At 57.4% G+C, this 23,476-nt stretch carries 19 protein-coding genes; 9 read left to right on the forward strand and 10 right to left on the reverse strand.

Annotated features, from left to right (window positions below; genetic code table 11):
- Positions 1 to 190: 190 nt before the first annotated feature.
- Positions 191 to 970 carry a hypothetical protein gene (locus HY011_15675; GenBank protein MBI3424371.1) on the forward strand — a complete coding sequence of 260 codons (780 nt, stop codon included), beginning with the start codon at positions 191 to 193 and terminating at the stop codon, positions 968 to 970.
- A 70-nt stretch (positions 971 to 1,040) separates the two neighbouring features.
- On the opposite strand, the gene HY011_15680 is transcribed toward HY011_15675, so the two are convergent.
- The 8 genes from HY011_15680 to HY011_15715 form a co-directional block, all read right to left on the reverse strand.
- On the reverse strand, positions 1,041 to 2,153 hold the full coding sequence (locus HY011_15680) for a DUF4062 domain-containing protein (protein MBI3424372.1): 1,113 nt from the start codon (positions 2,151 to 2,153) through the stop codon (positions 1,041 to 1,043).
- Between the two features lie 170 nt (positions 2,154 to 2,323).
- A complete protein-coding gene (gene groL, locus HY011_15685; protein ID MBI3424373.1) occupies positions 2,324 to 3,949 on the reverse strand; it encodes a chaperonin GroEL in 1,626 nt (541 codons plus the stop codon).
- A 39-nt stretch (positions 3,950 to 3,988) separates the two neighbouring features.
- Complete coding sequence (gene groES / locus HY011_15690) at positions 3,989 to 4,303, reverse strand: co-chaperone GroES (GenBank protein MBI3424374.1); 315 nt, start codon at positions 4,301 to 4,303, stop codon at positions 3,989 to 3,991.
- A 235-nt stretch (positions 4,304 to 4,538) separates the two neighbouring features.
- Complete coding sequence (locus HY011_15695) at positions 4,539 to 4,820, reverse strand: helix-turn-helix domain-containing protein (protein MBI3424375.1); 282 nt, start codon at positions 4,818 to 4,820, stop codon at positions 4,539 to 4,541.
- Between the two features lie 148 nt (positions 4,821 to 4,968).
- Entirely contained in the window at positions 4,969 to 5,862 is an 894-nt protein-coding gene (locus tag HY011_15700) for a phosphoribosylaminoimidazolesuccinocarboxamide synthase (protein MBI3424376.1), read from the reverse strand.
- A gap of 253 nt (positions 5,863 to 6,115) precedes the next feature.
- On the reverse strand, positions 6,116 to 6,469 hold the full coding sequence (locus HY011_15705) for a hypothetical protein (GenBank protein MBI3424377.1): 354 nt from the start codon (positions 6,467 to 6,469) through the stop codon (positions 6,116 to 6,118).
- A gap of 36 nt (positions 6,470 to 6,505) precedes the next feature.
- Complete coding sequence (gene mqnC, locus HY011_15710; protein MBI3424378.1) at positions 6,506 to 7,618, reverse strand: dehypoxanthine futalosine cyclase; 1,113 nt, start codon at positions 7,616 to 7,618, stop codon at positions 6,506 to 6,508.
- A gap of 397 nt (positions 7,619 to 8,015) precedes the next feature.
- Complete coding sequence (locus tag HY011_15715; protein MBI3424379.1) at positions 8,016 to 11,525, reverse strand: TonB-dependent receptor; 3,510 nt, start codon at positions 11,523 to 11,525, stop codon at positions 8,016 to 8,018.
- Between the two features lie 24 nt (positions 11,526 to 11,549).
- Here HY011_15715 and HY011_15720 point away from each other — a divergent pair, with 24 nt between their 5' ends.
- From HY011_15720 to HY011_15740, 5 genes are all read left to right on the forward strand, one after another.
- Positions 11,550 to 11,735, forward strand: a complete 186-nt coding sequence (locus HY011_15720; GenBank protein MBI3424380.1) for a hypothetical protein — start codon at positions 11,550 to 11,552, stop codon at positions 11,733 to 11,735.
- A gap of 124 nt (positions 11,736 to 11,859) precedes the next feature.
- Positions 11,860 to 12,354 (forward strand): hypothetical protein, encoded by a 495-nt coding sequence (locus HY011_15725; protein MBI3424381.1) that lies wholly within the window; start codon positions 11,860 to 11,862, stop codon positions 12,352 to 12,354.
- A 13-nt stretch (positions 12,355 to 12,367) separates the two neighbouring features.
- Complete coding sequence (locus HY011_15730) at positions 12,368 to 12,826, forward strand: cytochrome c (protein MBI3424382.1); 459 nt, start codon at positions 12,368 to 12,370, stop codon at positions 12,824 to 12,826.
- 217 nt (positions 12,827 to 13,043) lie between these two features.
- Positions 13,044 to 15,008, forward strand: coding sequence for a thiamine pyrophosphate-binding protein (locus tag HY011_15735; GenBank protein MBI3424383.1), 1,965 nt, complete (start codon positions 13,044 to 13,046; stop codon positions 15,006 to 15,008).
- Between the two features lie 364 nt (positions 15,009 to 15,372).
- Entirely contained in the window at positions 15,373 to 16,686 is a 1,314-nt protein-coding gene (locus HY011_15740) for an aminopeptidase P N-terminal domain-containing protein (protein MBI3424384.1), read from the forward strand.
- Between the two features lie 135 nt (positions 16,687 to 16,821).
- Here HY011_15740 and HY011_15745 read toward each other — a convergent pair whose 3' ends face one another.
- Positions 16,822 to 17,244: a DUF5367 family protein gene (locus tag HY011_15745; GenBank protein MBI3424385.1), complete on the reverse strand. Its 423-nt coding sequence runs from the start codon at positions 17,242 to 17,244 to the stop codon at positions 16,822 to 16,824.
- 174 nt (positions 17,245 to 17,418) lie between these two features.
- Between HY011_15745 and HY011_15750 the strand changes: the two genes are divergently transcribed.
- Complete coding sequence (locus HY011_15750; GenBank protein ID MBI3424386.1) at positions 17,419 to 18,246, forward strand: helix-turn-helix transcriptional regulator; 828 nt, start codon at positions 17,419 to 17,421, stop codon at positions 18,244 to 18,246.
- A 99-nt stretch (positions 18,247 to 18,345) separates the two neighbouring features.
- Here the strand turns inward: HY011_15750 and HY011_15755 are convergent, their stop codons facing one another.
- Entirely contained in the window at positions 18,346 to 19,410 is a 1,065-nt protein-coding gene (locus HY011_15755) for a fatty acid desaturase (GenBank protein MBI3424387.1), read from the reverse strand.
- Between the two features lie 568 nt (positions 19,411 to 19,978).
- Here HY011_15755 and HY011_15760 point away from each other — a divergent pair.
- Together HY011_15760 and HY011_15765 are read left to right on the forward strand one after the other, a co-directional pair.
- Entirely contained in the window at positions 19,979 to 20,974 is a 996-nt protein-coding gene (locus HY011_15760; protein ID MBI3424388.1) for an SDR family NAD(P)-dependent oxidoreductase, read from the forward strand.
- Positions 20,975 to 21,319: 345 nt separating this feature from the next.
- Positions 21,320 to 23,323, forward strand: a complete 2,004-nt coding sequence (locus tag HY011_15765) for an SUMF1/EgtB/PvdO family nonheme iron enzyme (GenBank protein MBI3424389.1) — start codon at positions 21,320 to 21,322, stop codon at positions 23,321 to 23,323.
- The last annotated feature ends 153 nt before the right edge of the window (positions 23,324 to 23,476 follow it).

A 23,476-nucleotide genomic window follows, 5' to 3' on the forward strand; every position in this document is an offset into this window, starting at 1 on the left:
CGCATTCTCAACAATCAATTGCTGAACCAGTTCGAGCAGTTGCTCATAACTCAATCGTGAAGGAGTGAGATTGGGATTCATTGCGGCAGGCAATCTAAATTCAATAGTTGATTTTGGCAAGAGAGGCCGCTAATCAACTACCAATATAGTATAGGACGAAACAAACTTCACTGCTCACAAGAGGTTAGCCATGAACAATTGGCTTAGGCTTGTAATGGCTGTCAGCGTATTAGCGCTTAGCAGTGCTGGCGTAGCCCCGCAGACTCACTATGTTAGGAAGTCATTGGTTTTATTACCATTGCCGGTTTCGAGCGATCACATGCTGAAAGGCGGCATCGCTCATAGCGATTTTGGCAAACAGAAGCCATTGGATTTTTTTCAGTTGCTGACTACCAGCGATCTCGTACTGATTGGCACGATCACCCAAACTGATGTTTTTGGGCGCAGGCTATCTAAAGAAGAGTTGCGGAACTTAAAGGATTTGGGCAGCACGCTCGGTGGCAGGATAAATCATCTAAAAATAGAGTCCGTCATTTGCGCCAGTTCTGATTTTAAGGAAGGGATACCAAGACCAGCAATGACGGGAAAGGTTCTTCAGATTTTCCAAAAGCGCGACCAGATGTTTACAGAGGGGCTGTACTTGGAAAATAAAAAGTATTTGGTTTGCGTAAAAAGACTGCCTAACCAAGAAGAGTTATATAAAGAATATACAGTAGTGAGTGGGAACATCTATTATGGGACATTTGATGGTAATAAGTTTGATTTGGCGGACAAACTTGAAAGCAAGCCGTTACAGTCTATCTTGCCTGTCTTACAGCAATTAAGCGATGCTCTAGCACAGGCTACAGTAAAGAAAAAAATAGACCAGCTAAATAAGCTAGCTAATGCGACCAACGATGCGAACCTCAAAGTCAGCTTAGTCAAGATCATTGAGCTAATCAAAGCCAATGCCCGGCCCAGAACTAACTAACTAACTGAATCAACAGTGTGCTTCGATTCAAAAAAAAAAGGGCGCTGACGTTGCGACGTCCGCGCTCTTTTCAGTTAGTTTCAGAAGACCGCGTGATAGAAGCCGTCAGGGCGCGGCCCTGTTGCAAGGCGTCCCACAGCGCGGCTTGCAACGCGGCGGGCGGCGCTGCGACATCGCCAAAGGGCACGGCCAGAAAGTTGCGCAGCTTCAGGTTCTTGTCTTTGGCAAAGGCGTCGGCGAAATCGGCTACGCGAAAGAAGACGGGCAGGCGCGTCTCGCCATACGCGCGGCCTTCCTTGTCGGCGACCTGCGGTTGATTGGTTTTATAGGCTTGCGCGAATTGCAGCGCCAGAAAGCGCAGCAGCGTCGTCTTGCCCGCGCCCGGATCGCCCAGCACGACGATGCGCGCGTGTTCGCGCACGGCATCGTAAAGCTCGGCTTCCTCTTTGCGCGGTTGATCGTCGAGCCGTTCCAACCCGCGCCGTCCGCCCGGCCCTTGCCAGATGTCTTCGAGATCATCGTCAAAGGGCGCGCGGCGCAACCGTTCGCGCCCGCGCAACTCGCGCTCGGCCTTGAGCGAAACGTAAACCTCATCCAACCGCAACGAAACCTGCCGCACGGTTTGCATCACGCCGCGCGGGTACAGGTCGGTGTTGCGTTCGATCAGGTGATTGAGATAGGCGGCGATGGCTTGCGCTTTCTGTTCGCGCTCGTGTTGCTTTTGCCAATTGGGGATAGCTTGGCTGATGAGGGCGGCGAGTTGTTCCGCTGTCGTGAAGCTGCCCCAGATTCGTTCGGTGGAGACGCGCTGGCGGAATTGCTGCGCCTTTTGTTTGTCGGCATCCATCAGCTTGTCAGACAGGCTGCGCGGAATGGCAAATTCATCAGAAGCGGCAAACACCAAACGCGGCTTGTTGCGCGCGACAGCCTGCTCATATTCAAGCTCGGTGTAAGACTTGTCTTCATTCGGCGGACAGCTTCCATACGTCGCGCCAAGCAGCAGCACAAACACTTCGCATTCGGCCACGAGGTCTGGGCAATACGTTTCCGCCGCTGCATCACGCGCGCCGAAGTTTTCCATCGCGATGCAGTGATAGCCATCCAGGCTATTGATCGCCTTTTCTGCGCGCTGGCGAAAAGCGCCGAGGTCTTTGGATGTCGAACTCAAGAAGACTTTGATCATTGCCACGCTCCTGGCCGGGAAGTTTGATGACGCCGGGCTTTCAAAATGTCAGGCGGCAATGGTACGGGCAGCACTGCCAGAGTCAACCAAATGGCGACGCAGGCGGCATGAAAAAAGGGCGCTGACGTTTGCGCGTCAGCGCCCTTTTATTTCGATTCAGCCGGTACGGTTTAGAAGCCGTCCATGCCGCCGCCCGGAGGCATCGCCGGCATCGCCTTCGAGGCTTCCGGAATCTCCGAGATCAGTGCCTCGGTCGTGAGCATGAGGCCCGCGATGGACGCGGCGTTTTGCAACGCCGTGCGCGAAACCTTCGCCGGATCAATGACGCCTGCTTTGACCAGGTCTTCATAGACTTCGGTCGCCGCGTTGAAGCCCACGTTCTCTTTCTCGTTCTTGACACGTTCGACGATCACTGCGCCTTCTTTGCCGGCGTTCTCGGCGATCTTGCGCAACGGCTCTTCGAGCGCGCGACGCACGATGTTGACGCCGATCTGCTCGTCTTCGTCGTCAAGCTTGAAGCCTTCCAACGCCTTGGCCGCACGCACGAGGATGACGCCGCCACCTGGGACGATGCCTTCTTCGACAGCCGCGCGGGTGGCGTGCATGGCGTCTTCGACACGAGCTTTCTTCTCTTTCAACTCGGTCTCGGTCGCTGCGCCGACTTTGATCACTGCCACGCCGCCGACCAGTTTGGCGAGGCGCTCTTGCAGTTTCTCGCGGTCGTAATCGCTGGTCGTCTCTTCAACCTGACGGCGAATGGTGGCGACGCGGCCCTGTATGTCCGCGTTCTTGCCGGAGCCTTCGACGATGGTGGTGTTGTCTTTGTCCACCGTGATCTTCTTGGCTTTGCCCAGGTCTTCGAGCTTGATGTTTTCGAGCTTGATGCCGAGGTCTTCGCTGATCATGCGGCCACCGGTCAGGATGGCGATGTCTTCGAGCATGGCTTTACGGCGGTCGCCGAAGCCCGGCGCTTTGACCGCAGCCACTTGCAACGTGCCGCGCAGCTTGTTGACGACCAGCGTCGCCAAAGCTTCGCCTTCAACGTCTTCGGCGATGATCAGCAATTGCTTGCCCGCACGCGCCACCTGCTCCAACAGCGGAAGCAGATCTTTCATCGAACTGATCTTCTTTTCGTTGAGCAGGATGAAAGCGTTTTCAAGGTTGCATTCCATACGCTCAGCATCAGTCACGAAGTAGGGTGACAGATAGCCGCGATCGAATTGCATACCTTCGACCACTTCCAACGAAGTTTCGAGCGATTTGGACTCTTCGACGGTGATGACGCCGTCTTTGCCGACCTTCTTCATCGCTTCGGCGATGATGCCACCAATGGTGTCGTCGCCGTTGGCCGAAATCGTGCCGACTTGCGCGATGGCATCGCCCTTAACGGGCTTGGCCGAAGCGCGAATCACTTCGACGGCACGCTCGACAGCCTTGTCAATGCCGCGCTTGAGCGCCATTGGGTTCGCGCCGGCGGCCACGGTCTTGACGCCTTCTTTGAAAATTGCCCGTGCCAACACGGTCGCGGTCGTGGTGCCGTCACCGGCCACGTCGCTGGTCTTGCTGGCGACTTCGCGCACCATCTGTGCGCCCATGTTTTCAAGCGGCTCTTTCAGTTCAATCTCTTTGGCCACCGTGACACCGTCTTTGGTGATAGTGGGCGAGCCGAATTTCTTATCAATGACCACGTTGCGGCCTTTCGGGCCGAGGGTGATCGCCACTGCGTCGGCGAGTTGATTGACGCCACGCAAAATCGCCTGGCGCGAATCTTCGCCGTGAATAACCTGCTTAGCCATAATTACGAATTCCTCCGTTAAATGCTGGTTGTCAATTGCCTACTTCTTGGCACTCTTGGCTGCGCCTTCGATCACGCCAAGCACGTCGTCTTCGCGCAAAATCAGGTACTCTTCGCCATCGAGTTTGACCTCGGTGCCTGAGTATTTGCCAAACAGAACCTTGTCGCCGACCTTGATGTCCATCGCGACACGCTCGCCATTGTTCAGGATTTTGCCGTTGCCGACCGCAATCACTTCACCTTCCTGCGGCTTCTCCTTCGCGGTGTCGGGGATGTATAGCCCGCCACGCATCTGTTCTTGATCTTCCACACGGCGCGCAATGATGCGATCATTAAGTGGACGAATTGTTGCCATTGGATTGACTCCTTTCGAGATGTTTAGGTTTAGGTTGATGTTCGATTTACTGACTGCTCAAACCAGGAGAGATAAACTTGAGTATTGTCCACTCAAACAAGCTCCACTGCTTGCTATCAGACTAATCACGATTAGCACTCACGGTTTGAGAGTGCCGAGTATATGGACGAGGCAATGCCCTGTCAACGGGGTTTTTTAGCAGCTTCTGACCAGCGGTGAAGAAAAGTGGCAGGTTTTATCTCAACACAATTTGGACGCGCGCTTTGTGACGAGGGGCAATTTGGCGGCGTTTGCCATTGCCATTCTTTTTCGCGCCTTTCCCTTGTTCGTAATCCTGTAGGCGTTTGGTTAGGGTATTGCGATGTATTTGAAGCTCCTCGGCGGCTTTGGAGAGATTATTGCCGTGCTGGCTGACCACACGCAGGATGAACTGTTTTTCAAACTCCTTAACAGCTTCTTCAAACAAAATACCACCAGCAATCATCTTTTCGACAAGGGCTTCGAGTTCCGATTTCATTTGGGCGACCTCACAACGATATGAATATAGGCGGTCACTCCAGCTTGAGCCAAACTCAGGGGGCAGCGAGGTAGGCGGCGTCAGCTAAAAGTGTTCAGTCCTGTGCTTTGGGACAATGAATATAAAGCTACGATTTCTCTCTGGTCAGCTACGAGCCTATTAAATCGCTACCAGTCAGCAGGCGATAGGCTTCTAAGTATTTATTGCTGGTAGCTTGCACGACCTCATTCGGCAATGCGGGAGCCGGGGGGCGCTTGTCCCAGTCCAGCGTTTCCAAATAATCGCGCACATATTGTTTATCGAATGAAGGCTGTGCTTGGCCAGCCTCGTATTGATCCAGCGGCCAAAAGCGCGACGAATCGGGCGTCAGCACTTCATCCACCAAAACGATGGCGCCGTCACGTAAACCAAATTCAAATTTCGTATCACAAATGATGATGCCGCGCGTTTCGGCATACGCCGCAGCCGCGCAATAAAGCTGCAAACTGAGGCGTTCGAGTTGGGCCGTTAAGTCCGCACCAACGGCGGCGGCCATCTCGGCGACCGACACATTGATGTCGTGGCCGGATTCCGCCTTGGTCGCGGGCGTAAAAATCGCCGCCGGCAATTTCGCCGCTTCGGTCAGCCTGGCCGGCAATAAGTGACCACAGACCGCTCCCGTTTGCTGATACTCTTTCCAGCCCGACCCGGCCAGATAACCACGCACCACGCATTCAAACGGCACGACTTCGGCTTTGCGCACCAGCATCGCGCGCTTGTCCAGATATGTTTTGCGGGCCTCAGACAAACGCGTTTGCAATTCTGCTGGGTAATCTTCAACGCGCGCGGCAACCAGATGATTCGTCACCAAGTCGGCAAAGCGTGCAAACCAGAAACGCGAGAGTTGCGTCAGCACTGCGCCTTTGTGTGGAATCACATTCGGCATGACGCAATCAAACGCCGAAATGCGATCTGACGCGACCAGCAACAAATGCTCGTCATCCACCGCATACAAGTCACGCACCTTGCCCGAACGCAGGAACTTTAACTCAGTAATGGGCACGGCAGACTCAGGTGCGGACACGCAGACTCCCCTACAGAAACAAGGCCAACACGCGCCGAAGCTTTGTTTCAAATTGGTCGCTCGAAACTTTTAAGTTGAACTATTTGCCCTTAAGAAGGCGGGGATTATTCGGCTTCACCGGCAGGTTGTCAAGCTACTTTCAAGGCAAGCGCACAAGGTGCAAAAGAGCCTGCAAAAGTACGCCTTGTGAGGAGCCAATCCAGGTAAAGCGGCGAGCAGACATCAATTGATTTCACCTTTTCACAAAGCGGCCCAAGCCCCGCACGATAGCTTGAAACAGATAGTCCTTGGCCTGCTGATCTTCCGGCAATTCCTCAAACGGTACGATGCACGGGTGCTCTTTACTCGCTGGGTTTTTGACAGGCCCATATTTCCACCCTGTCATCTCTTTTTCGCGCAACCATTCTTCGTGTGTGTGGCTGGCCGAGGCATGCGGATTAGCCAGATGAAATTTGACGCCATTGAAGGTGCTTTCCCGTTGCCACTCCGGCGCGTCCTTCCATTCCGGTTGCGAGTCATCACCCGTAGCAACGCAAAGCGCCCGATTGGCTTCGTGACAGATGAGCGCAATTTGTTCGATGGTCATAAGTTCTAAAATCCTTTCCAACGTGGGTGCCCAGGCTCACAGTCGCTTGTAATCGGCCTTGCGTTTCACCGGCGTGAAGCCTTCTTCCCGAATCACGTTGACCAGCATGTCCTCGGTCGCTTTGTGATTCGCGCCCGCTTTTGAAATCACGTTCTCCTCGATCATGGTCGAGCCAATGTCGTTCGCGCCGAAATGCAAGCCGCGCCGTCCATCGGCCAAACCGACCGTCAGCCACGATACCTGCACGTTCGGAATGTTGTGCAGATACAGTCTGCCCAGCGCCAGCCAGCGCAAATACTCTTCGGCGGGCAGCCGGTCGGGAATGATTTTGCCAATGGGTGTGTTGTCGGGCTGGAACGTCCAGGGGATGAACGAGACGAAGCCGGTTTTGCCCGCGTCCAGCGAGCGTTGCTGCAACTGAAAGAGCTTTTCCAAATGCTGGATGCGCTGTTCGAGGGTTTCGCCGTAGCCGATCATCATCGTCGCCGTCGTCGCCAGATCGGCCTGATGCGCGGCTTCCATCGCGTCCAGCCATTCCTGCGCGTTGCATTCGGTGCGACGTTTGCGGCGAATTGCATCTACCAGAATTTCGCCGCCGCCGCCGGGAATGCTGTCCAGCCCAGCTTCTTTCAATTCGGCAATCACCTCGGCGTAACTCATCCCAAACGTCTTTGCCATCCCATAAATCTCGGTCGGCGAAAAGCAGTGCAGGTGGATGCCATAGCGCGTCTTTAATTCGCGCAGCAGGTTCTTGTACCAGTCGAGTGAAAGGTCGGGATTCAAGCCGCCCTGCATCAACACGCCGCTGCCGCCGATTTCGATCATCTCTTCGACCTTCTCGTACATCTCTTCGTAACTCAGCACGTAGCCTTCCTTGTCGCCGGGCTTGCGGTAAAACGCGCAGAAGTTGCAGACCGAGAAACAGACATTCGAATAGTTGATGTTGCGATCTACGACGTAAGTCACCACGTTGTCAGGGTGATATTGGCGGCGCAAAGCATCGGCCAGCCGGCGCAACTCTTCGGTCGCGGCTTCGTTGATGACACGCAGCCATTCGTCTTGGGCCAGTGCTTCGCGGCGCGCAATGCGGTCGAGCAAACCGGTCAACGGCTGAGTTTCAGTTGCAGTAATCGTTGCAGTCGTAGTCATAGCGTTCATCTCAAAAATAGAAATACAGAATATGCTTTAAGTGACGAGCGGATGAAATTTCCTGCGCATCATAACGTGCACTTTTAGGCAGAGCAATTTGGCGAATAGGCTCACGCCAATGCCCACACGCAGATCATCAACCCAATTGAATATTGATTTAGATCGGATTTCATTTGCTTCGTTGGTAGGGCGTGCGGTGCTGGTACGGTACCGCGCGCGTCAGCAAGCGGCGCGTCAAGTAAGGCGGATTGGTACAACAGCGGCGGCCCGCTTGCTGACGCGCGCGGTACCGTACTGCTGCGCGGCTTTTGCTCCACACCGAAGCGAGGAAAGATGGCGGCTGGCGGGTGGAAGCCTTGTTTGAAGCCTTCGCCCGCCAGCCGCGCTACACCAATGCTCAAAAGATGAGACGGCCAGCGAGTTGCAAGATGCGCGGCGCGGCGGTGCCCAGCACTTGCCCAAAGGTCGGACTGTTGATGTTGGTGTCGGGGTTGCTGAACTCGGCCTTGTTGAACAGATTGAAGGCCTCGAAGCGGAGTTCCAACTTGAGGTGCTCGCCCACGAGCGGCGTCATTTTGGCGACAGCCAAGTCCAGATTGCTGCGGCCCGACCCGCGTAAGAAGTTACGCGGCAAGCTGCCATACGTCCGCAACGCCGCGTTGGTGACGGCCTGGTCAATGGTGGGGAAGCCAAACGCTTTGAGCGCGGCGGAACACACATTGCTGCTGTTCGGGTCATTCACGCAATTGGTCAGATTCGCCGGATTGAAATAATAGTTGGCATTCGTGCCGCCGAGTGTTTGCGCTGTGTGCGGGTCATAAAGCGTGACGCGCCCATTCGCCACGTTGGCGCGCACCAGCGACGCATCGCCCGCGCCCGAAACACCGGGCGAGGTGCGGCGCGTGTTGAAGCCCGCAAATACATCCAGCGGGAAGCCCGTGCGGTACGAGTAAATCGGGTACAGGCTCCAGCCCTTTGTGAGTTGTTTTGGCAACGCCGGCACCCAAAGCTGGAACGGCAAATCCCAGCCGCCGCTGAACACGAAGCGCTGGCGCGTGTCGAAATCCGAAGCCGCGCGGAATTGGCTGGCGCGATAGGCCGGCACCTGGCCGTTGCGATTGCGGAAGCCGGAGGCCGTGTCTATCGAATGCGCCAGCGTGTACGACAGTTGAAAATACGACGTGCCGAAAAACTTCGTGTCCGAGACGCGCTTCTGCAAGCTGAATTGACCGCTGTTGTAATTGGCCGAACCCAGGTTGCGGAATTCGAGCAGATAGCTGAACGAGCTATCAGTCTCGCCCGTTTGCGAATTGAACAACCGGTGCGTCGTGCCCAACAGGAACGGATTGGCATCGGCCAGCGCCGTCAGTTTGTGCGACGAACTGCCGACATAACTGGCCTCGAAAACCAGGTCTTTGGCGAGTTCGCGTTGCACGCTCAGGTTGTATTGATAGGTGTAAGGCGTGCGCAGATGCGGGTCTACGAAAAACACACCGCCGCCGCCAAAGGGCACGAAGCCGTTGTCGGCAAAGTTGATATTCTTGGCGGGCGGGCGCGAGGGGAACGGATTGTTGATGCCCGTCGCCACATATGGCGCGGAATAATAATTCGTCGGCCCATTGCTCAGCGGATCAAAGAATAAATCCGAGAAGCCGAAGAAGGGCGCCTGCCCGTTGAATTGCAGGTTGTCTTCGCCTTTCAGAATGTCATAGAAAACGCCGAAGCCGCCGCGCACGCTGGTCTTGCCGCTGCCCAAAAACTTCGGCGACCAGGCGAAGCCGAAACGCGGGGCGAAATTGTTTTTGTCGGGATAATTCGCGCCGAACGGCGCTTGCGGATCGCCGGGGAACAACAGGCCACGCGGCGCATTCGGGAAGACCGTCGAACGTTGGCCGCGATTGAGCGAGAAGGCCCGGCCCCGCGTGTCAAACTTCGGCGTGTCGTATTCGTAACGCAGCCCCAGTGTCAGCGTCAGGTTTGAACGCACATGCCATTCGTCCTGCCCGAAAAAGTGATAGGACTTCGAGCGTATGTCCGAAGGCGCTTCGCCGAATTGCAAATACTCATCGGGCGCGCCCAACAAGAAATCGGCGAAGTCGTTGCCCGTGCCAACGCCCGTGTCCGGGCCGTAAAAGAAGAAGTTGCCGTTGACATAAAAGTCATACACGGTGTTGTTCTGATAGGGCGAATAGTACGCGCCGAATTTGAGATTGTGCCGCCCGCGCGTCCACGAGAACGTGTCGGTATAAGCGAAGGTGTTGTTAATCAGCTTGGTCGGGCCGTTGGGCGAAAAGCCGATGCTCAAGCCGCTGGCGAAATCCAGGCGCGGCGGCCCGGTCGGATTGTCGGGCGTGACGCCGACACCCAGCGCGGCGGCGGTGGGCTTGACCGAATTCGGGATCGCCTGGTTGCGGTTGGCGCGCTGCGCGGTGACGCGGAATTCATTGAGCATTTCGGGCGACACGATGATCGTGTAGGAGAGGTTCGCAAACGATTGCGTGTCCTTAAACGTGTCGCCATAACCCGCCACATTCGCGCCGCCGAAGGGCCGCAACGCAGGCGCGTTGGAACGGCCCAGCGTGATGGCCAGGCGGTCGGACTTGCGCACATTGAAATCGAACTTGAGCGCCAGCTCATCCGAATTATTGCGCGCGCTGCCCTGCGAAATCAGTTCGCCGTTCGCGGCCGTGGGAATCAACGCGGCCTTGATGTAATTCTGGGCCACGGCATTGATGCGCGTGGGATCAATGATGCCGCGCGCCGCCAGTGTGGCGTTGGGTTGAAAGTACGGATTGCTTTTCAGAAACGCCGCAACGGCGGCATCCGGTTGCCCGTCGGCGCTCTTTGAAAAATCGCCGCTCAATTCGGCGGGCGTAAAGGTTCTGACCTTGCTGGTCGTGACGGTTTGCACCTGGCGTCCGCCCTGATAGCTGACAAAGAAAAAGGCGCGGTCTTTGCCGCTGTAAACCGGCGCGCCGCCCTCGCCGAAACGCGGCAGATAGAGCGGGCCGCCAAAGGTGCCGCCGAATTGATTGCGTTTCAAAATTTCACGCGGCAGTCCGTTGAGCTTGTTGAAAAAAGTATTGGCGTTGAACTTATCGTTGCGCACGTATTCAAAGGCCGAACCGTGCCATTGGTTCGAGCCGGATTTGGTGACAACACTGATCACGCCGCCGCCGTTGCGCCCGTATTCCGCCGTGTAATTGCTGGTCAAAATGCGGAACTCGGCCACGCTGTCGGGGTTCGGATTGAACACCACGCGATTGCTGAGCAGGTTGTTGTTGATGCCGCCATCCAGCAAATAGGTCACCGAATCAGAGCGCCCGCCCGCGATGTTGATCGCGCCGCTGGCGAACGAACCCGATGAGCCGCCGCCGCCGTCATCGGGGTTGGCCTCCATGACACCCGGTTGCAGCTTGGCGAGATCGAGCACGTTGCGCCCATTGAGCGGCAGGTTGATGATCGGACGGCTGGTGACCGATTGGCCCAACGTGGGATTGGCGGTTTCGATGGCCGCGCCCTGTGAACTCACTTCGACGACTTCGCTTTGCTGGCCGATGGCGAGCTTCACGTCCAGCCGCAGCGTCTGGTTGATTTGCAGCACATTGTCTGCGGCCACGTATTTGCGAAAGCCGGATTGTTCCGCCGTGACCTGATAATTGCCAATCGGCAAGGCCAGTACTTGAAAGAAACCCTCGCTGTTCGTCGTGGTTTGGCGCAGCACTTTGGTTGCCTGGCTCGTCACCGTGATGCGCGCCCCGACCACCACAGCGCCGCCCGGATCGGTGACGACGCCGACGATCTGGCCAGTGGCTTGTTGCGCCAGCGCGGGCGTTGGATAGGTTTGATAAAACAGACAACCAAGCAGGCAAAGCAGGCCTGCGCGAACTGAAACCTTGTGCAACATGGGAAAACCTCCTGGTTGAGCTTCATGTCAACCTTAGTCAAGCGCCGAACGGCAGCGCTTGGGAATGCCATAGTCATTGCCAGACATGGCTCATTTATTTATCAGTCGGGTAAAGCGGTCAGATTTGCGGTGAACGGCGTTGCCATCCCTGCAACACACAATTCACCGGGCCAATATACAGAAGTAGCTGTCTGGCTGGAAGTCATTTGAGACGAAAAAGCCCTGCTGACTGCGCTTGTGTTTTTTGCCCAAGCTAACTTGGCAAAATGGCCCGCCTCGCGTTTATACTTACCTTCCGGTAAGTAGCGGCTCCGGACAAACTGAAAGCAAACAGATGGCTCTCGCAAGCAACGCACGCATTCAACTCGTGGCTGAGACGCTCGAAAATTACGCCCAGCGCGGCGTCTTTCGCGGCTTCAGCCGGGGGCCTGTTCGTAACGGAAAGGCGGCGTTCAAAATGATCTGGCATCGCGAGCAGACTTTCGAGTTGATCTTCGATGCGCAGAAAAACACGCTGCGCTTTCCGCTCGTGCTGCCCAACATATCCGCCAATTCGGCAATGTATCAGGAACTGAAGCTGTTCATCGCCACACAACACGCGGAGGAACTGCCGGAGCATCGGCGTATTGACCGCACGCGGGCGCAAATTCAACCCAGCAACCGGGGCCGTAAGGTGGCGCTGGCCGCACAGATTGTGGATGGCGATGACGCCTACGCCACGCGCAAACTCATTCATCTGGTGCACGAAATCTTTCTGACCTTTTTATTTGATGGCAAATACTTCGACTATCTGGTCGAGACCTTTGAACTCGACCCTGACAAAATGTGAAAGGAGTAACCGCATGCCGCGACGCGCAGTCATGCTCATCATCACGGGGTTGGCGCTGGTCTTCGTATCCGGCGCTGCCCCAAATTCCGCTTCATCCCGTCAAAGCGACAAAGAGAAGCTAACCACAGAAGAGGCCAAGCTGCTCAAAAGCCCGGTGCCGTTTACCAAAAGCTCGATTGGCCGGGGCCGCACGCTCTTTGCCAACGAGTGCACGGCCTGTCACGGCCCGGACGGCCAAGCCCAAGTGGATGTCGTCGCCGATGCCACCAATCTGACCGATCCGGCGCTGTGGAAGAGCGGCGTCGCTGAAGGCGAAATCTTCCGCAGCATCCGCGACGGCGCGGGACTGACGATGCCGCCGTACAAAACGCTGATCCGCAAAGAAGAAGACATGTGGCATCTCGTCAATTTCATCCGCAGCCTGTGGCCCGAACCGCAACGGCCCAAGCTGCAAGCTGAGAAAGCAAATTGATTACTTGGCGAAGCCTTTGGAGTGCAGCGGCTCGACGCCGCTTTGGTATACCCTCGGCAGTAGACGCAAGGGAGGCCCGTGTTGCCGTGGCGTCTGTTTCTTTTATTGTTCGACACGCTGGAGGGAATACCAAAGCGGCGTCGAGCCGCCGCACTCCAAAGGCTTCGCCCGACCCATAACACCAATCCATCATCACCGCTCAGAGAGGAACTGCACCATGAAAAAAAGGACGACCGACATCAGCAATAACGTAGACAGCACCCGCCGGAAGTTTCTCTTGAACACGGCTCCGGCTGTGGGCGCGGCCCTGGCTGCCGCCGGCGCGGAGACGAAAATCTTTGCGGGTTCGGACGCCGAGATTCCTTCGATTCGCATTCCGAAAGAAATCCCGGCCTCGCTCAACGAAGCGCCCAAGCCCGGCTCGTTTGAAGGCCAGGGCATGACCGGCGCTGAGGTTTTCGCCAAGCTCTGCAAGGAAGAAGACCTCGCGGCCATGTTTTGCTGCCCCGGCAATTACACCGTCATCAACGCCATCGCGGCGGCGGGCGTGCCCGCGTATGGCGGACGCACCGAAGGCGCGATGTGCGCGGCTGCTGATGGTTTCTCGCGCGTGACTGGCGAAGCCACTGCCTGTTCCGGCACCGAAGGCCCCGGCTTCACGCACATGATCATGAACATCGCCGCCGCCGCCGCCGCACGCACGCCGTTGCTCGTACTCGCCAGCAACATGCAAATCGCCGGCGACGACCGCGAGGCTTTCATTCAAACCGCCTACCAGCAACCGACCACGACCGGGATGAAAAAGTTCGGCAAGCGCCTGATCGCGCCCGACCGCGTGTGGGAATACGGCGCGTATGCCTTTCGCAACATGAAATCGGGCGTGCCCGGCCCGGTGCATCTGGATTTCCCCGGCGAAGTCGCGCGCGCGCGTTTCACCGATCCGGCCAAGCTGAAGGATTACTACACCAAAGAGAAATACCGCTGCGAATCGCATCCGCATCCCGCGCCCAAAGAAGTCGCCAAAGCCGTCGAGCTGATCACCAAGGCCGAGCGCCCCATCCTGATCGCGGGCCACGGCGTCTTTCACGGCAAGGCTTGGGACGTGTTGAAACAGGTCGTTGAGAAACACGAGATGGCCGTCGTCACGTCCGGCCCTTCGCGTGGCCACTTCCCTGACGATCATCGCCTGTCGGCTGCCGTTTCGCCCGATGCTTTGATGAGCGCCGATCTGGCGATTTTCATCGGCCAATACTGCATGCCCAGCCCCGGCGAATACCGCTTCAATCCCGACATCAAAACCATCCGCGTGCATCCCGTGCCCGAAGACCTGGGCCGCAACTGGCCGCTTGATCTGGGCATCGTCGCCGACGAGAAAATCTTTCTCGAAGCCCTCGCCAACAATTTGCCGAACAAGAAACGCGACGCCTGGACGGCGGAGCTGGCCGCCGCACGCAAGAAATACGACGACCTGATTCACGGGCAATACGACCTGGGGTTGAAATACAGCCGCGACACCAATCACCTGCATCCGGCGGTGATCGGCAAGGAAGTCCACGACTTTTTGTACAAGGGCGACATTGATCCGAAGCAAACCGTGACGGGCCTGGGCGGCTGGACGATTGGGAATTACACCGGACGCTGGTTGCGCGCCAACCGGCCCGGTCAGGGCATTGTCTGCGCCTATCAGTACGGCGCGATTGGCCCCGACTTGGCGATGGTCATCGGCGCAGGCGCGGCGGTGCAACGCGGCGTCGGCCCGCAAGCGCCCTACAAAGGCGCGCCGGTGCTCTGCGTCACGAGCGACGCGGGCATTGCGTATAGCATGTTCGAGTTGGAAACGGCGGCGAAGTACAAGATTCCCGTCATCAATCTGGTTTACAACAACAACTCGTGGGGCATGTGGCCGAACGCCGTGACTTCGGCGCGTTCGATGCACATGTACGTCTTCCAGGAAAACCTGCGCTACGACAAGATGGCCGAAGGCCTGGGCGCGCGCGGCGAATACGTGCGCACGCCCGAAGAGTTGCGCGAAGCGTTGAAGCGCAGCTATCAGGCGGCGGCGAAAGACGGCCTCTCCACACTCATCAATTGCCAGGCGTTGAAAGAATTCACTTCGGCCAAGGATTATCCGCCGGGCAACGCGATGAATGCGGAACCGGGTTGCGGCGCGTTTGCGCATTGAAATGGCAGTACCGTCTCAGCCCGCGAACGCGGGCGTCAGCATAAAGCCCAGGGCGTCAGCCCTGGGTAGCAATCGTGTAACGTCGCAGGCCCGTGAAACGGGTGACAGACCAGTATCTGCCGCCCGCTTCACGGGCCTGTGATCTACTCAAATCACCGACCCAGGGTTCCGCGCGAAACGTGCTACACCCTGGGCTATATTCCGGCCACCCGCTTCGCGGGTTCAATTCGGAAGGCGTTTTCTTTCAAATCTATTTTTCAACCGTTCTGCAACAATCCTTGCTTGCCGCGTTGACGCCGCTCCATTTCCTCTTCAAACTTGCCCCGCATTCATTTTCACTTTTCCAAGGAGAATCCAAACCAACATGAAGCCCGCCCGTTTAACTGAATTCATGAGCAAGATGACGCCCAACAGCGTCGCCGTCTTTGCCAGCGCCCACGAAATTCGCCGCAATCAGGACACCGATTTCGAGTTCCGCCAGGACACGGATTTTTACTACCTCACGCGCCTCAACGAACCCGATTGCGTCGCCGTGCTGGCGCCAAACCATCCACAACACCAATACATTCTTTTCGTTCGCCCGCGCGTGAAAGAAGAGGAAATCTGGACAGGGCTGCGCGCCGGCGTCGAAGGCGCGATCAAAATGCACGGGGCCGATGCCGCGTATGACATCGCGCGACTGCCCGAAATCTTGCCGCAGTATTTGAACGACGCCGACACGCTGTATTACCGGCTGGGCCAGAATCAGCGGTTTGATTTGAAGTTGGTGGGGATGATCAAACGGCTGCGCGAGCGCGTGCGTTACGGCGATTACGGGCCGACCACGATCATTGATCCGGTCACCATCGTTCACGAGATGCGGCTGCGCAAAAACGCAGCGGACATCGCCGACCTGCGCCGCGCCGCCGCCATCAGCGCCGCCGGCCACGTCGCCGCGCTGAAACATTGCCAGCCCGGCATGTTTGAATACGAACTCGAAGCGCTGGTCGAATACGTCTTCCGCAAAAGCGGCGCGGCGGGCGTGGGCTATCCATCCATCGTCGGGTCGGGCTTCAACACGACGATCTTGCACTACAACACCAACAACGAGCAGATCAAAGACGGCGACATGGTGCTGATTGACGCGGGCGCCGAATACAATCTCTTCACCGGCGACATCACGCGCAGCTTCCCCGCCAACGGCAAATTCACCACGGCCCAGCGCGCGATTTACGAAGCCGTGCTCGCCGCCAACAAAGCCGTCATCGCCATGATCAAACCCGGCGTGCGCTTCACCGACTTGCACGACAAGGCCGTCGAAGTCGTCACCGATGAATTGATGGCCTTGGGGCTGCTGACCGGTGACCGCCAGGACATCATCGCCAACAAAGGCTACTTCAAGTTTTTCATGCATCGCACCGGCCACTGGCTGGGCATGGATGTGCACGATGTGGCTCGGTACAAAACCGCCGACGGTTGGCGCGTGCTCGAACCCGGCATGGTCTTCACGGTCGAACCCGGCATCTACATTGCCGAGGGCGCAGAAGGCGTCCCGGCGGAGTATTGCAACATCGGCGTGCGCATCGAAGACGATGTGGTCGTGACCGAAAACGGTTGCGAAGTGCTAACGACGGGCGTGCCGAAAGAAGTGAGCGAGATTGAAGCGTTGATGAAAGAGTCGGTGACGGTGGCGGTCTAAACAAAGCCTGGGTACGCAGCGCTTCCAGCGTGCAGTCGTGGCAAGGGACAGACAAATGCTGAAAGAAAAACCTCCGGCCTGCTTCTGTCCTTTGCCAAGCCTGCACGCTGGAAGCGCTGCGTACCCAGTAAAAAGCTATTCGTCCTGCCCGCCCCAAAGCGCGGGCAGCAAAAACAGCGCATAACTAAACAGCAACCACGCGCCCCAAGCGCCCGCGCCTGTCGCGTTCACATTCGGAAAGAACTGCGCAAAGAAATAGGTCGTCAGCACGTCCAGCAACATGCCTGGCACGGCGACGGCCAAGGCCACGGCTGCCCGTTGGGGCACGGGCACACGCCGCCACTGAAAGATCGCGCGCGCCAGCAAGGGCATCGCGATCAGCATGGCCGTGAAGTTGAACGCCATCCACGCCGCGCTATCGTGATGGAAAAAGTATTGCCCGGCCACGCGCATCGCCAATGTCGCGCCCAACCAAACCACGACGCCGATGACCAAAAACGGGGTGAGCGTGAAGCTCTGTGTCTGCTTGCCAAAAGCCAACCGTTCTGCTGATTCCATAAAAAGCCTCCTTGGGTAAATGTTGACTACCGTTGGCATTCCGCCTGAACTGCAAGCGGAGTCTGCGCCGAAGTCGGGCAACGTCGCAATTACCTGATAGGTAATGGAGCCGCCGCAACGCTGGTGTTATGCTGGGCGCGCTTTGGCTGAAACTGAGTCAGAAGGAAACCGCCGATGGCCGTCAAACAACCCAATCTTTGCGGCGAGTTGCTGCGCAACTGGCGTGAGTTGCGCCGCCTAAGCCAGTTGGAACTCGCACTCGAAGCCAACGTCTCGGCGCGCCATGTCAGCTTTATCGAAACCGGCCGCGCCCGGCCCAGTCGCGCGATGGTGCTGCGGCTGGCGAATGTGCTGGATGTGCCCTTGCGCGAACAGAATACGTTGCTGCACGCCGCCGGTTTTGCGCCCGCGTACCGCGAAACCAGCTTGGCCGATCCGCAAATGGCGCAGGTGCGGCAGGCGCTGGAATTGATCTTGAAACAACAGGAGCCGTTTGCGGCGCTGGTGTTTGATCGCCAGTGGGACTTGGTGATGGCGAATGCGGCGTATGCGCGAATGATTCAGCATTTCTCGCCCGAACTCGGGGCGCACATCGCGCCTTATGCCGTGCTCGCGCCGCCGCGCTTAAATCTGATGCGCATGCTTTTTGCAGCCAACGGCTGGCGTCCGTTGATCGCCAATTGGGAAGCCGTCGCCAAAGCCGCCCTGACGCGCTGGCGGCGCGAAATGCAGTTGGCGGGCGAGACAGAGGGCCGTCATTTGTTGCAGGAGATTTTGAGCTACCCGGGCGTGCCCGCGCGTTGGCGTGAACCGGATGTTGAAAGCGCGCAGGATTTGCTGATCCCGGTCGAGCTTCGCGCAGGCGAGCTTATGCTGAAGTTTTTCACGACGCTCACCACACTCGGCAGCCCGCAGGACATCACCTTGCAGGAATTGCATATCGAAGCGTTTCACCCGGTGGATGAGGCAACGGCGCAAATCGTGCGCGCGCTGGCAGGTTAAAAGGCAAACAGGATGAAGAGGCGTTGCGGCTTTGGCAGCGACTGCCAGGTACGCAAAAGCTTCTTCATCCTGTTGTTGTTTCCAGCTTGTTCGGCTGCTTCAGTCGCCCGAAACAAATTCCGGTGTCACTTCCGCCGCAGGAACTTCGATTGCGCGCGGCGCTTTCAAATAACTCCAACCGACCAGCCGCTGCGAATCTTCATCCCACAATTTCAACGAAGCGCATTTCAGACTCTGCCAGAATGTCAGTGTGGGCGATTGCTGAAAGAGCGGATTCTCTTCGTGACAGGCTTGCAGCTTGTAATTCGGAATCTTCGGGCTGAGATGATGAATGTGATGGAAGCCGATGTTGCCCGAAAACCATTGCAGCAGGCGTGGCAGCTTATAGAACGAACTGCCCTGCAACGCCGCCGTCGCATAATCCCAATCCTTGCCCCGCTGCCAATAGGTTTGCTCGTACTGGTGCTGCACATAAAATAGCCAGACGCCCCACGCGCCCGTGGCGATTTGCACCGGCGCCCACAACAGCAAAAAGGTCTGCCATCCCAGGCTATAGATCGCCGCGCCCCAAATCGAAAAGAGCGCCACGTTGGTCAACCAGAGGTTGTTGCGTTCGCGTGTGCCCGAATGTTTGCCGGTAAAACGCTGCCACCAGAGAAAGATGTAATGCGGCCCGATGCCGAAGGTGACCAGCGGATTGCGATAAAGCCGGTAGCGCAGGCGTTCAAATTTCGAGAGCGCCAGATATTCGTTGACCGTCAGCGTGTTGACATCGCCCACGCCGCGCCGGTTTAGATCGCCCGACGAAGCGTGATGAATCGCGTGCTCGCGCGTCCATTGATGATAGGGCGTATTGGTCAGAATGCCGCAGAGCGTGCCGACGAAGTGATTGGCGCGCGGCGCTTTGAAAAACGAACCGTGCCCGCAATCGTGCATGATGATAAAGACGCGCGTCATAAACCCGGTCGTGAGCGGCACCAATGCCAGCGTCAGCCAGTACGAAATCGCCAGGCTGCGATACATCAAGTACCACATCACGAAGAAGGGTACGAGCGTGTTGACGATTTGGAAAACGCTACGCCACACCTCTGGTGTTTGATACGGCGCAACCAATTGACGCCAAGCAGAGATTTGTTGTGGGGCTTTCGGTTGATGTTTGGACATACGTATCCTTTCCGGTGGCGAACACCGTTGCATGAAAGTTCAGACCGCCGACCTGCGAAGCCAAATGCCTGAAACCGGATGTATAAAGCGGGATGCGGTTCAGATGGGATGTAAATAACTTCTATCCAAGTGTGAGCGGGTGTGAGCGGGTGCAAAAGGATATTGCCACAGAACTGTGTGGTGAATTGTAACAGTTCCGTAATATCAAGCGATCAGTTGGAATTCGGTAAATTAGTTTGATTAAAACAGTTGCGGCATAGCCTCAGAAACACGCCTGCCGTCGCCGAAACGTTTCTGCATTGTTACCTCTTCAAGACGGCCCTGTTTCGAGCCGTTGGACAGTAGCTGGACTATGTTGAACCTCCGTTGTCAGCGTAACCCACAGACTTCCGCCAGTCCTGCACTGGTGCCGACACGCAAATTTATAAACGTGTCCTGACATCCGCCCTGCCACGCATCCTGACTGGCTTTGCTTTGTAATGATTCCCGCCAAGGCTGCACTTCACTGCGGCGAGGTGCGCGAGGACGCGGCAGATTTTTCACCGACTCAACTCAACTCAACAACAATATGAATGGCGAATGGCGCGAACGTGTCTGTTTGGTAACCGGGGGCGCGGGCTTCATCGGCGCGCATCTGTGCGAGCAGTTGCTGGCGCTGGGGGCGCGCGTCGTCGTGCTGGATCGCCATCGGCCCCGCCGGTCTTATTTCATCATGCAGGGCCTGAACGACCGCGTGGATTTCGTGTTCGGCGACGTGCGCGAATTGCAGGCCGTGCGCTGGGTGCTGGAACAACACGCGGTGGACACGATCTTTCATCTGGCGGCGCAGCCGCTGATTCCGCTGGGCAATGTCATTCCCCTTGAGACGCTCAGCGTCAACGCCCTGGGAACCTATACCGTGCTCGAAGCAGCGCGGCAGACGGCTGGGATCGAAGCTTTCGTTTACGCCTCCAGCGGCGCTTATTACGGCGACAGTTTGAACGATGCCGCGTTGGTTGAAGAGCAGTCTCCCACAGCAGCCGCGAATGTCTATGCGCCTTCGATCATCGCGGCAGATACGGCGGTGCGCGCTTATGCCAGGACGTTCAAATTGCCGACGCTGGCCTGCCGCTTTTTGAATGTGTATGGCGCGGGCGATTTGAATTTCAGCCGTCTGGTGCCGCGCGCCGTGCGCAATTTGATGCTGGAGAGTCCCTATCACTTTGGCGCGCGCGACGATGGACGCAGCAAACTGGAATTCGTCAATGTGCGTGATCTCGCGCGCGGTTTGGTGCGGGCGGCAGAGGTGCTGCATACGCGCCCCTGCACACGTGGCGAGGCCATCAATCTGGGCAGTGGCTATCCGGTTTCGTTGCAGACGCTCACGCGGCTGCTTAGCCGCAGTTACGATGGCCAGGAACGCGAACCGTGCTTTTGCGGCGAGCCAGCCGCGCAACCCTTGATCCGTTATTTGGACATACGCAAAGCCGAGCGGCTGTTAGCCTGGCGGCCAGAGATCGAATTGCAGGAAGGTCTGATGGAAACGCTGGCCTGGTATCGGCGCTTCTGGCCGCAGCTTCGCTAAAGTCGAACCACGCCAGATTGGTCTACGCGCCGACCCCTGAGCGCGCCAGGAGCGGGCGTTTAGCGTTCAAGCTTTGGCTTGTCCGGGCGCTGTGCGCCCGCAAACAAGCCAAAGCTTGAACGCTAAACGCCCGCCCGCCAGTGCGGCTTTTTCTGTTTGTGTTCCAAACCCGGTTGTTCCGCTTTAGCTGCCCGCAAATCCTTGCCATCCGCACATTAACGCAAGTACAATCCGCCCCTGATTGAAACATACAATGCATATTCACAGAGTAAGCCAAAGCGTAGATGTGATGTTCGGCAGGCTGCCTTTTCGATGGGCAAATAAGCAGCGCAGGAGTTTCTCCGCATGATCGGAACCGTCGCGGGTAATTTCAAAATCCTGGAAGAAATCGGTGAAGGCGGCATGGGCAAGGTCTATCGTGGCGTAGACACGATGCTCGACCGTGAGGTGGCGATTAAGGTCTTGCGCCCCGAACTGGTCAGCCAAACGCATCTGGTGGATCGCTTCCGGTCTGAAGCCATGACGCTGGCCAAGCTGAATCATCCCAACATCGCCATGCTCTATGCCTTCTTTCAGCAAGAGCAGCACTTTTACATGGTGATGGAATTCGTGCGCGGCGAGACGTTGGACAAACGCATTCGCCGCACCGGCTTGCTGGCCTACGATCAGGCATTAAAGGTTTTCCTCTACACGCTGGAAGCCATCGGCTATGCGCATTCGATGAACATCGTGCACCGCGACATCAAGCCCAACAACGTCATGATCACCGAGGCCGAAGAGGTCAAGGTCATGGACTTCGGCATCGCGCGCGTGGTCGGCAGCGAACGCATGACGCGCGAGGGTTCGATGATCGGCACGCCCGAATACATGGCCCCTGAGCAGATTCGCGGCCAGGACGTAGACCCGCGCACCGACATTTACGCGCTGGGCATTCTGCTCTATGAAATGCTGACCGGGCGGCTGCCCTTCATGAATCAAAACCAGTTTGAACTGATGCGCGCGCACATCGAATTCCCGCCGCCGCCGCCGCGCAAATACGCGCCGCATCTGCCCGAAAGCATGGAAACGATCATGTTGCAGGCATTGTCGAAGAAGAAAGAAGACCGCTTTGCGTCGGCCTACGAATTCCGCGATGCCATTCTGGCTTCGCCCGACCTGCCGACCGGCGCGTTGATGGGCCGCGCGACGCGCAGCGGTTCCGCGCCGATTACGCCAGCGCATTTCGGGCGGGTGAGCCAGGCGCAACAGGCGCTGCCGACCAGCCCGCAACAACGGCCCGCGCCGACTGACCGGCAAACAATGGATGTACGGCAATTCGAAGCGCAGCAACGCGCCGGTGGTCAGCAGCAACGCCCGGCCCAGGTGCCGCAACGTCAGCAGGCTGGCCCGGCTGCCCAGGCCCGCAGTGCGGATGCCAATGCCACCCAGGTTGTCAGCGCACCACTCCCATCCGCCAAAGCTGCCACCGCAAAGAAAGGCTTGCCACTTCCATTAATGATTGGCGCGGGGGTGGCGCTGGTGCTGGTCGTTGCAGTGTTACTTTGGTTTTTGAATCACGGAAAACAAACGTCCAATCCAAACGATCCGAATAAGGGCGGCACGACCGCCACCGGAAAAACGTTCAAGCCGGACTTGGTCACGCTGTCTGGCGGGTCGTACCGCATGGGCCGTCTGGACGAACCGAAAGCGGATGGCGAAGAAGATTTGGCTTGGGGTTACGCGCAATGGCCGGCCAACACCGTCACCGTGCTGCCGTTTGCGCTTGACCGCACCGAAGTCAGCAGCGAGGAATACGCGCAATTCGTCAAAGAAACCAATCACCCCGCACCCGAAGACTGGAACGGCAATGAACCGTTCACCGGCAAAGAACAATGGCCGGTGCGCTATGTTTCTTACGAAGAGGCCGAGGCCTTTGCCGCCTGGCGTTCCAAACGCGACAGCACACGCTATCGTTTGCCGACCGAAGAGGAATGGGAATTTGCCGCGCGCAATGGCGGAGATGCCGCGACCACCGTTTTCCCCTGGGGCAATCAATGGACGCCGGATTTGGCGAACATCAAATTCACCGAGCCGAAGATCGTCTCGGCCTACCCGCAAGGCGGTACCAAGCAGGGCGTGCTGAATATGATCGGCAATGTGGGCGAGTGGACTTCGACCCCGGCAGCCTATTACGCGGGCAACAACAAATTGGAATTGGACGCCGCCGCGCAAACCGCCAAAGTGGTGCGCGGTGGTTCGTACATCAGTCAACCCGATGGCCCGAAACCGATTCGCGTCACCGTGCGCGGCTTTCTCGATGCAAAGAAGAAAGACCCGACCATTGGCTTCCGGCTGGTGCGGAGCCAGTGAACCAACCGCTGCAACCGTGCAGCGCGCGCCTTCCAATTCGGTGTTGGTGCAGGCGCTAAAGTAAACAAGCTCGATTCAACTTCCCCAAAACTATCGGCTCTCGCCATGCATCCCTGACTGTTACCAAAAGAAATCCCGCCGCTTGCGCCCCGA

The sequence above is a fragment of the Acidobacteriota bacterium genome (genome assembly GCA_016196035.1).
Classification (GTDB): domain Bacteria; phylum Acidobacteriota; class Blastocatellia; order RBC074; family RBC074; genus JACPYM01.

What these genes read in the sequence shown, in the direction of transcription:
- HY011_15675 (MBI3424371.1), top strand. Translation starts at nt 191, where the DNA reads ATGAACAATTGGCTTAGGCTTGTAATGGCTGTCAGCGTATTAGCGCTT.
- HY011_15680 (MBI3424372.1), bottom strand. Translation starts at nt 2,153, where the DNA reads ATGATCAAAGTCTTCTTGAGTTCGACATCCAAAGACCTCGGCGCTTTT.
- groL (MBI3424373.1), bottom strand. Translation starts at nt 3,949, where the DNA reads ATGGCTAAGCAGGTTATTCACGGCGAAGATTCGCGCCAGGCGATTTTG.
- groES (MBI3424374.1), bottom strand. Translation starts at nt 4,303, where the DNA reads ATGGCAACAATTCGTCCACTTAATGATCGCATCATTGCGCGCCGTGTG.
- HY011_15695 (MBI3424375.1), bottom strand. Translation starts at nt 4,820, where the DNA reads ATGAAATCGGAACTCGAAGCCCTTGTCGAAAAGATGATTGCTGGTGGT.
- HY011_15705 (MBI3424377.1), bottom strand. Translation starts at nt 6,469, where the DNA reads ATGACCATCGAACAAATTGCGCTCATCTGTCACGAAGCCAATCGGGCG.
- mqnC (MBI3424378.1), bottom strand. Translation starts at nt 7,618, where the DNA reads ATGACTACGACTGCAACGATTACTGCAACTGAAACTCAGCCGTTGACC.
- HY011_15715 (MBI3424379.1), bottom strand. Translation starts at nt 11,525, where the DNA reads ATGTTGCACAAGGTTTCAGTTCGCGCAGGCCTGCTTTGCCTGCTTGGT.
- HY011_15720 (MBI3424380.1), top strand. Translation starts at nt 11,550, where the DNA reads ATGTCAACCTTAGTCAAGCGCCGAACGGCAGCGCTTGGGAATGCCATA.
- HY011_15725 (MBI3424381.1), top strand. Translation starts at nt 11,860, where the DNA reads ATGGCTCTCGCAAGCAACGCACGCATTCAACTCGTGGCTGAGACGCTC.
- HY011_15730 (MBI3424382.1), top strand. Translation starts at nt 12,368, where the DNA reads ATGCCGCGACGCGCAGTCATGCTCATCATCACGGGGTTGGCGCTGGTC.
- HY011_15735 (MBI3424383.1), top strand. Translation starts at nt 13,044, where the DNA reads ATGAAAAAAAGGACGACCGACATCAGCAATAACGTAGACAGCACCCGC.
- HY011_15740 (MBI3424384.1), top strand. Translation starts at nt 15,373, where the DNA reads ATGAAGCCCGCCCGTTTAACTGAATTCATGAGCAAGATGACGCCCAAC.
- HY011_15745 (MBI3424385.1), bottom strand. Translation starts at nt 17,244, where the DNA reads ATGGAATCAGCAGAACGGTTGGCTTTTGGCAAGCAGACACAGAGCTTC.
- HY011_15750 (MBI3424386.1), top strand. Translation starts at nt 17,419, where the DNA reads ATGGCCGTCAAACAACCCAATCTTTGCGGCGAGTTGCTGCGCAACTGG.
- HY011_15755 (MBI3424387.1), bottom strand. Translation starts at nt 19,410, where the DNA reads ATGTCCAAACATCAACCGAAAGCCCCACAACAAATCTCTGCTTGGCGT.
- HY011_15760 (MBI3424388.1), top strand. Translation starts at nt 19,979, where the DNA reads ATGAATGGCGAATGGCGCGAACGTGTCTGTTTGGTAACCGGGGGCGCG.
- HY011_15765 (MBI3424389.1), top strand. Translation starts at nt 21,320, where the DNA reads ATGATCGGAACCGTCGCGGGTAATTTCAAAATCCTGGAAGAAATCGGT.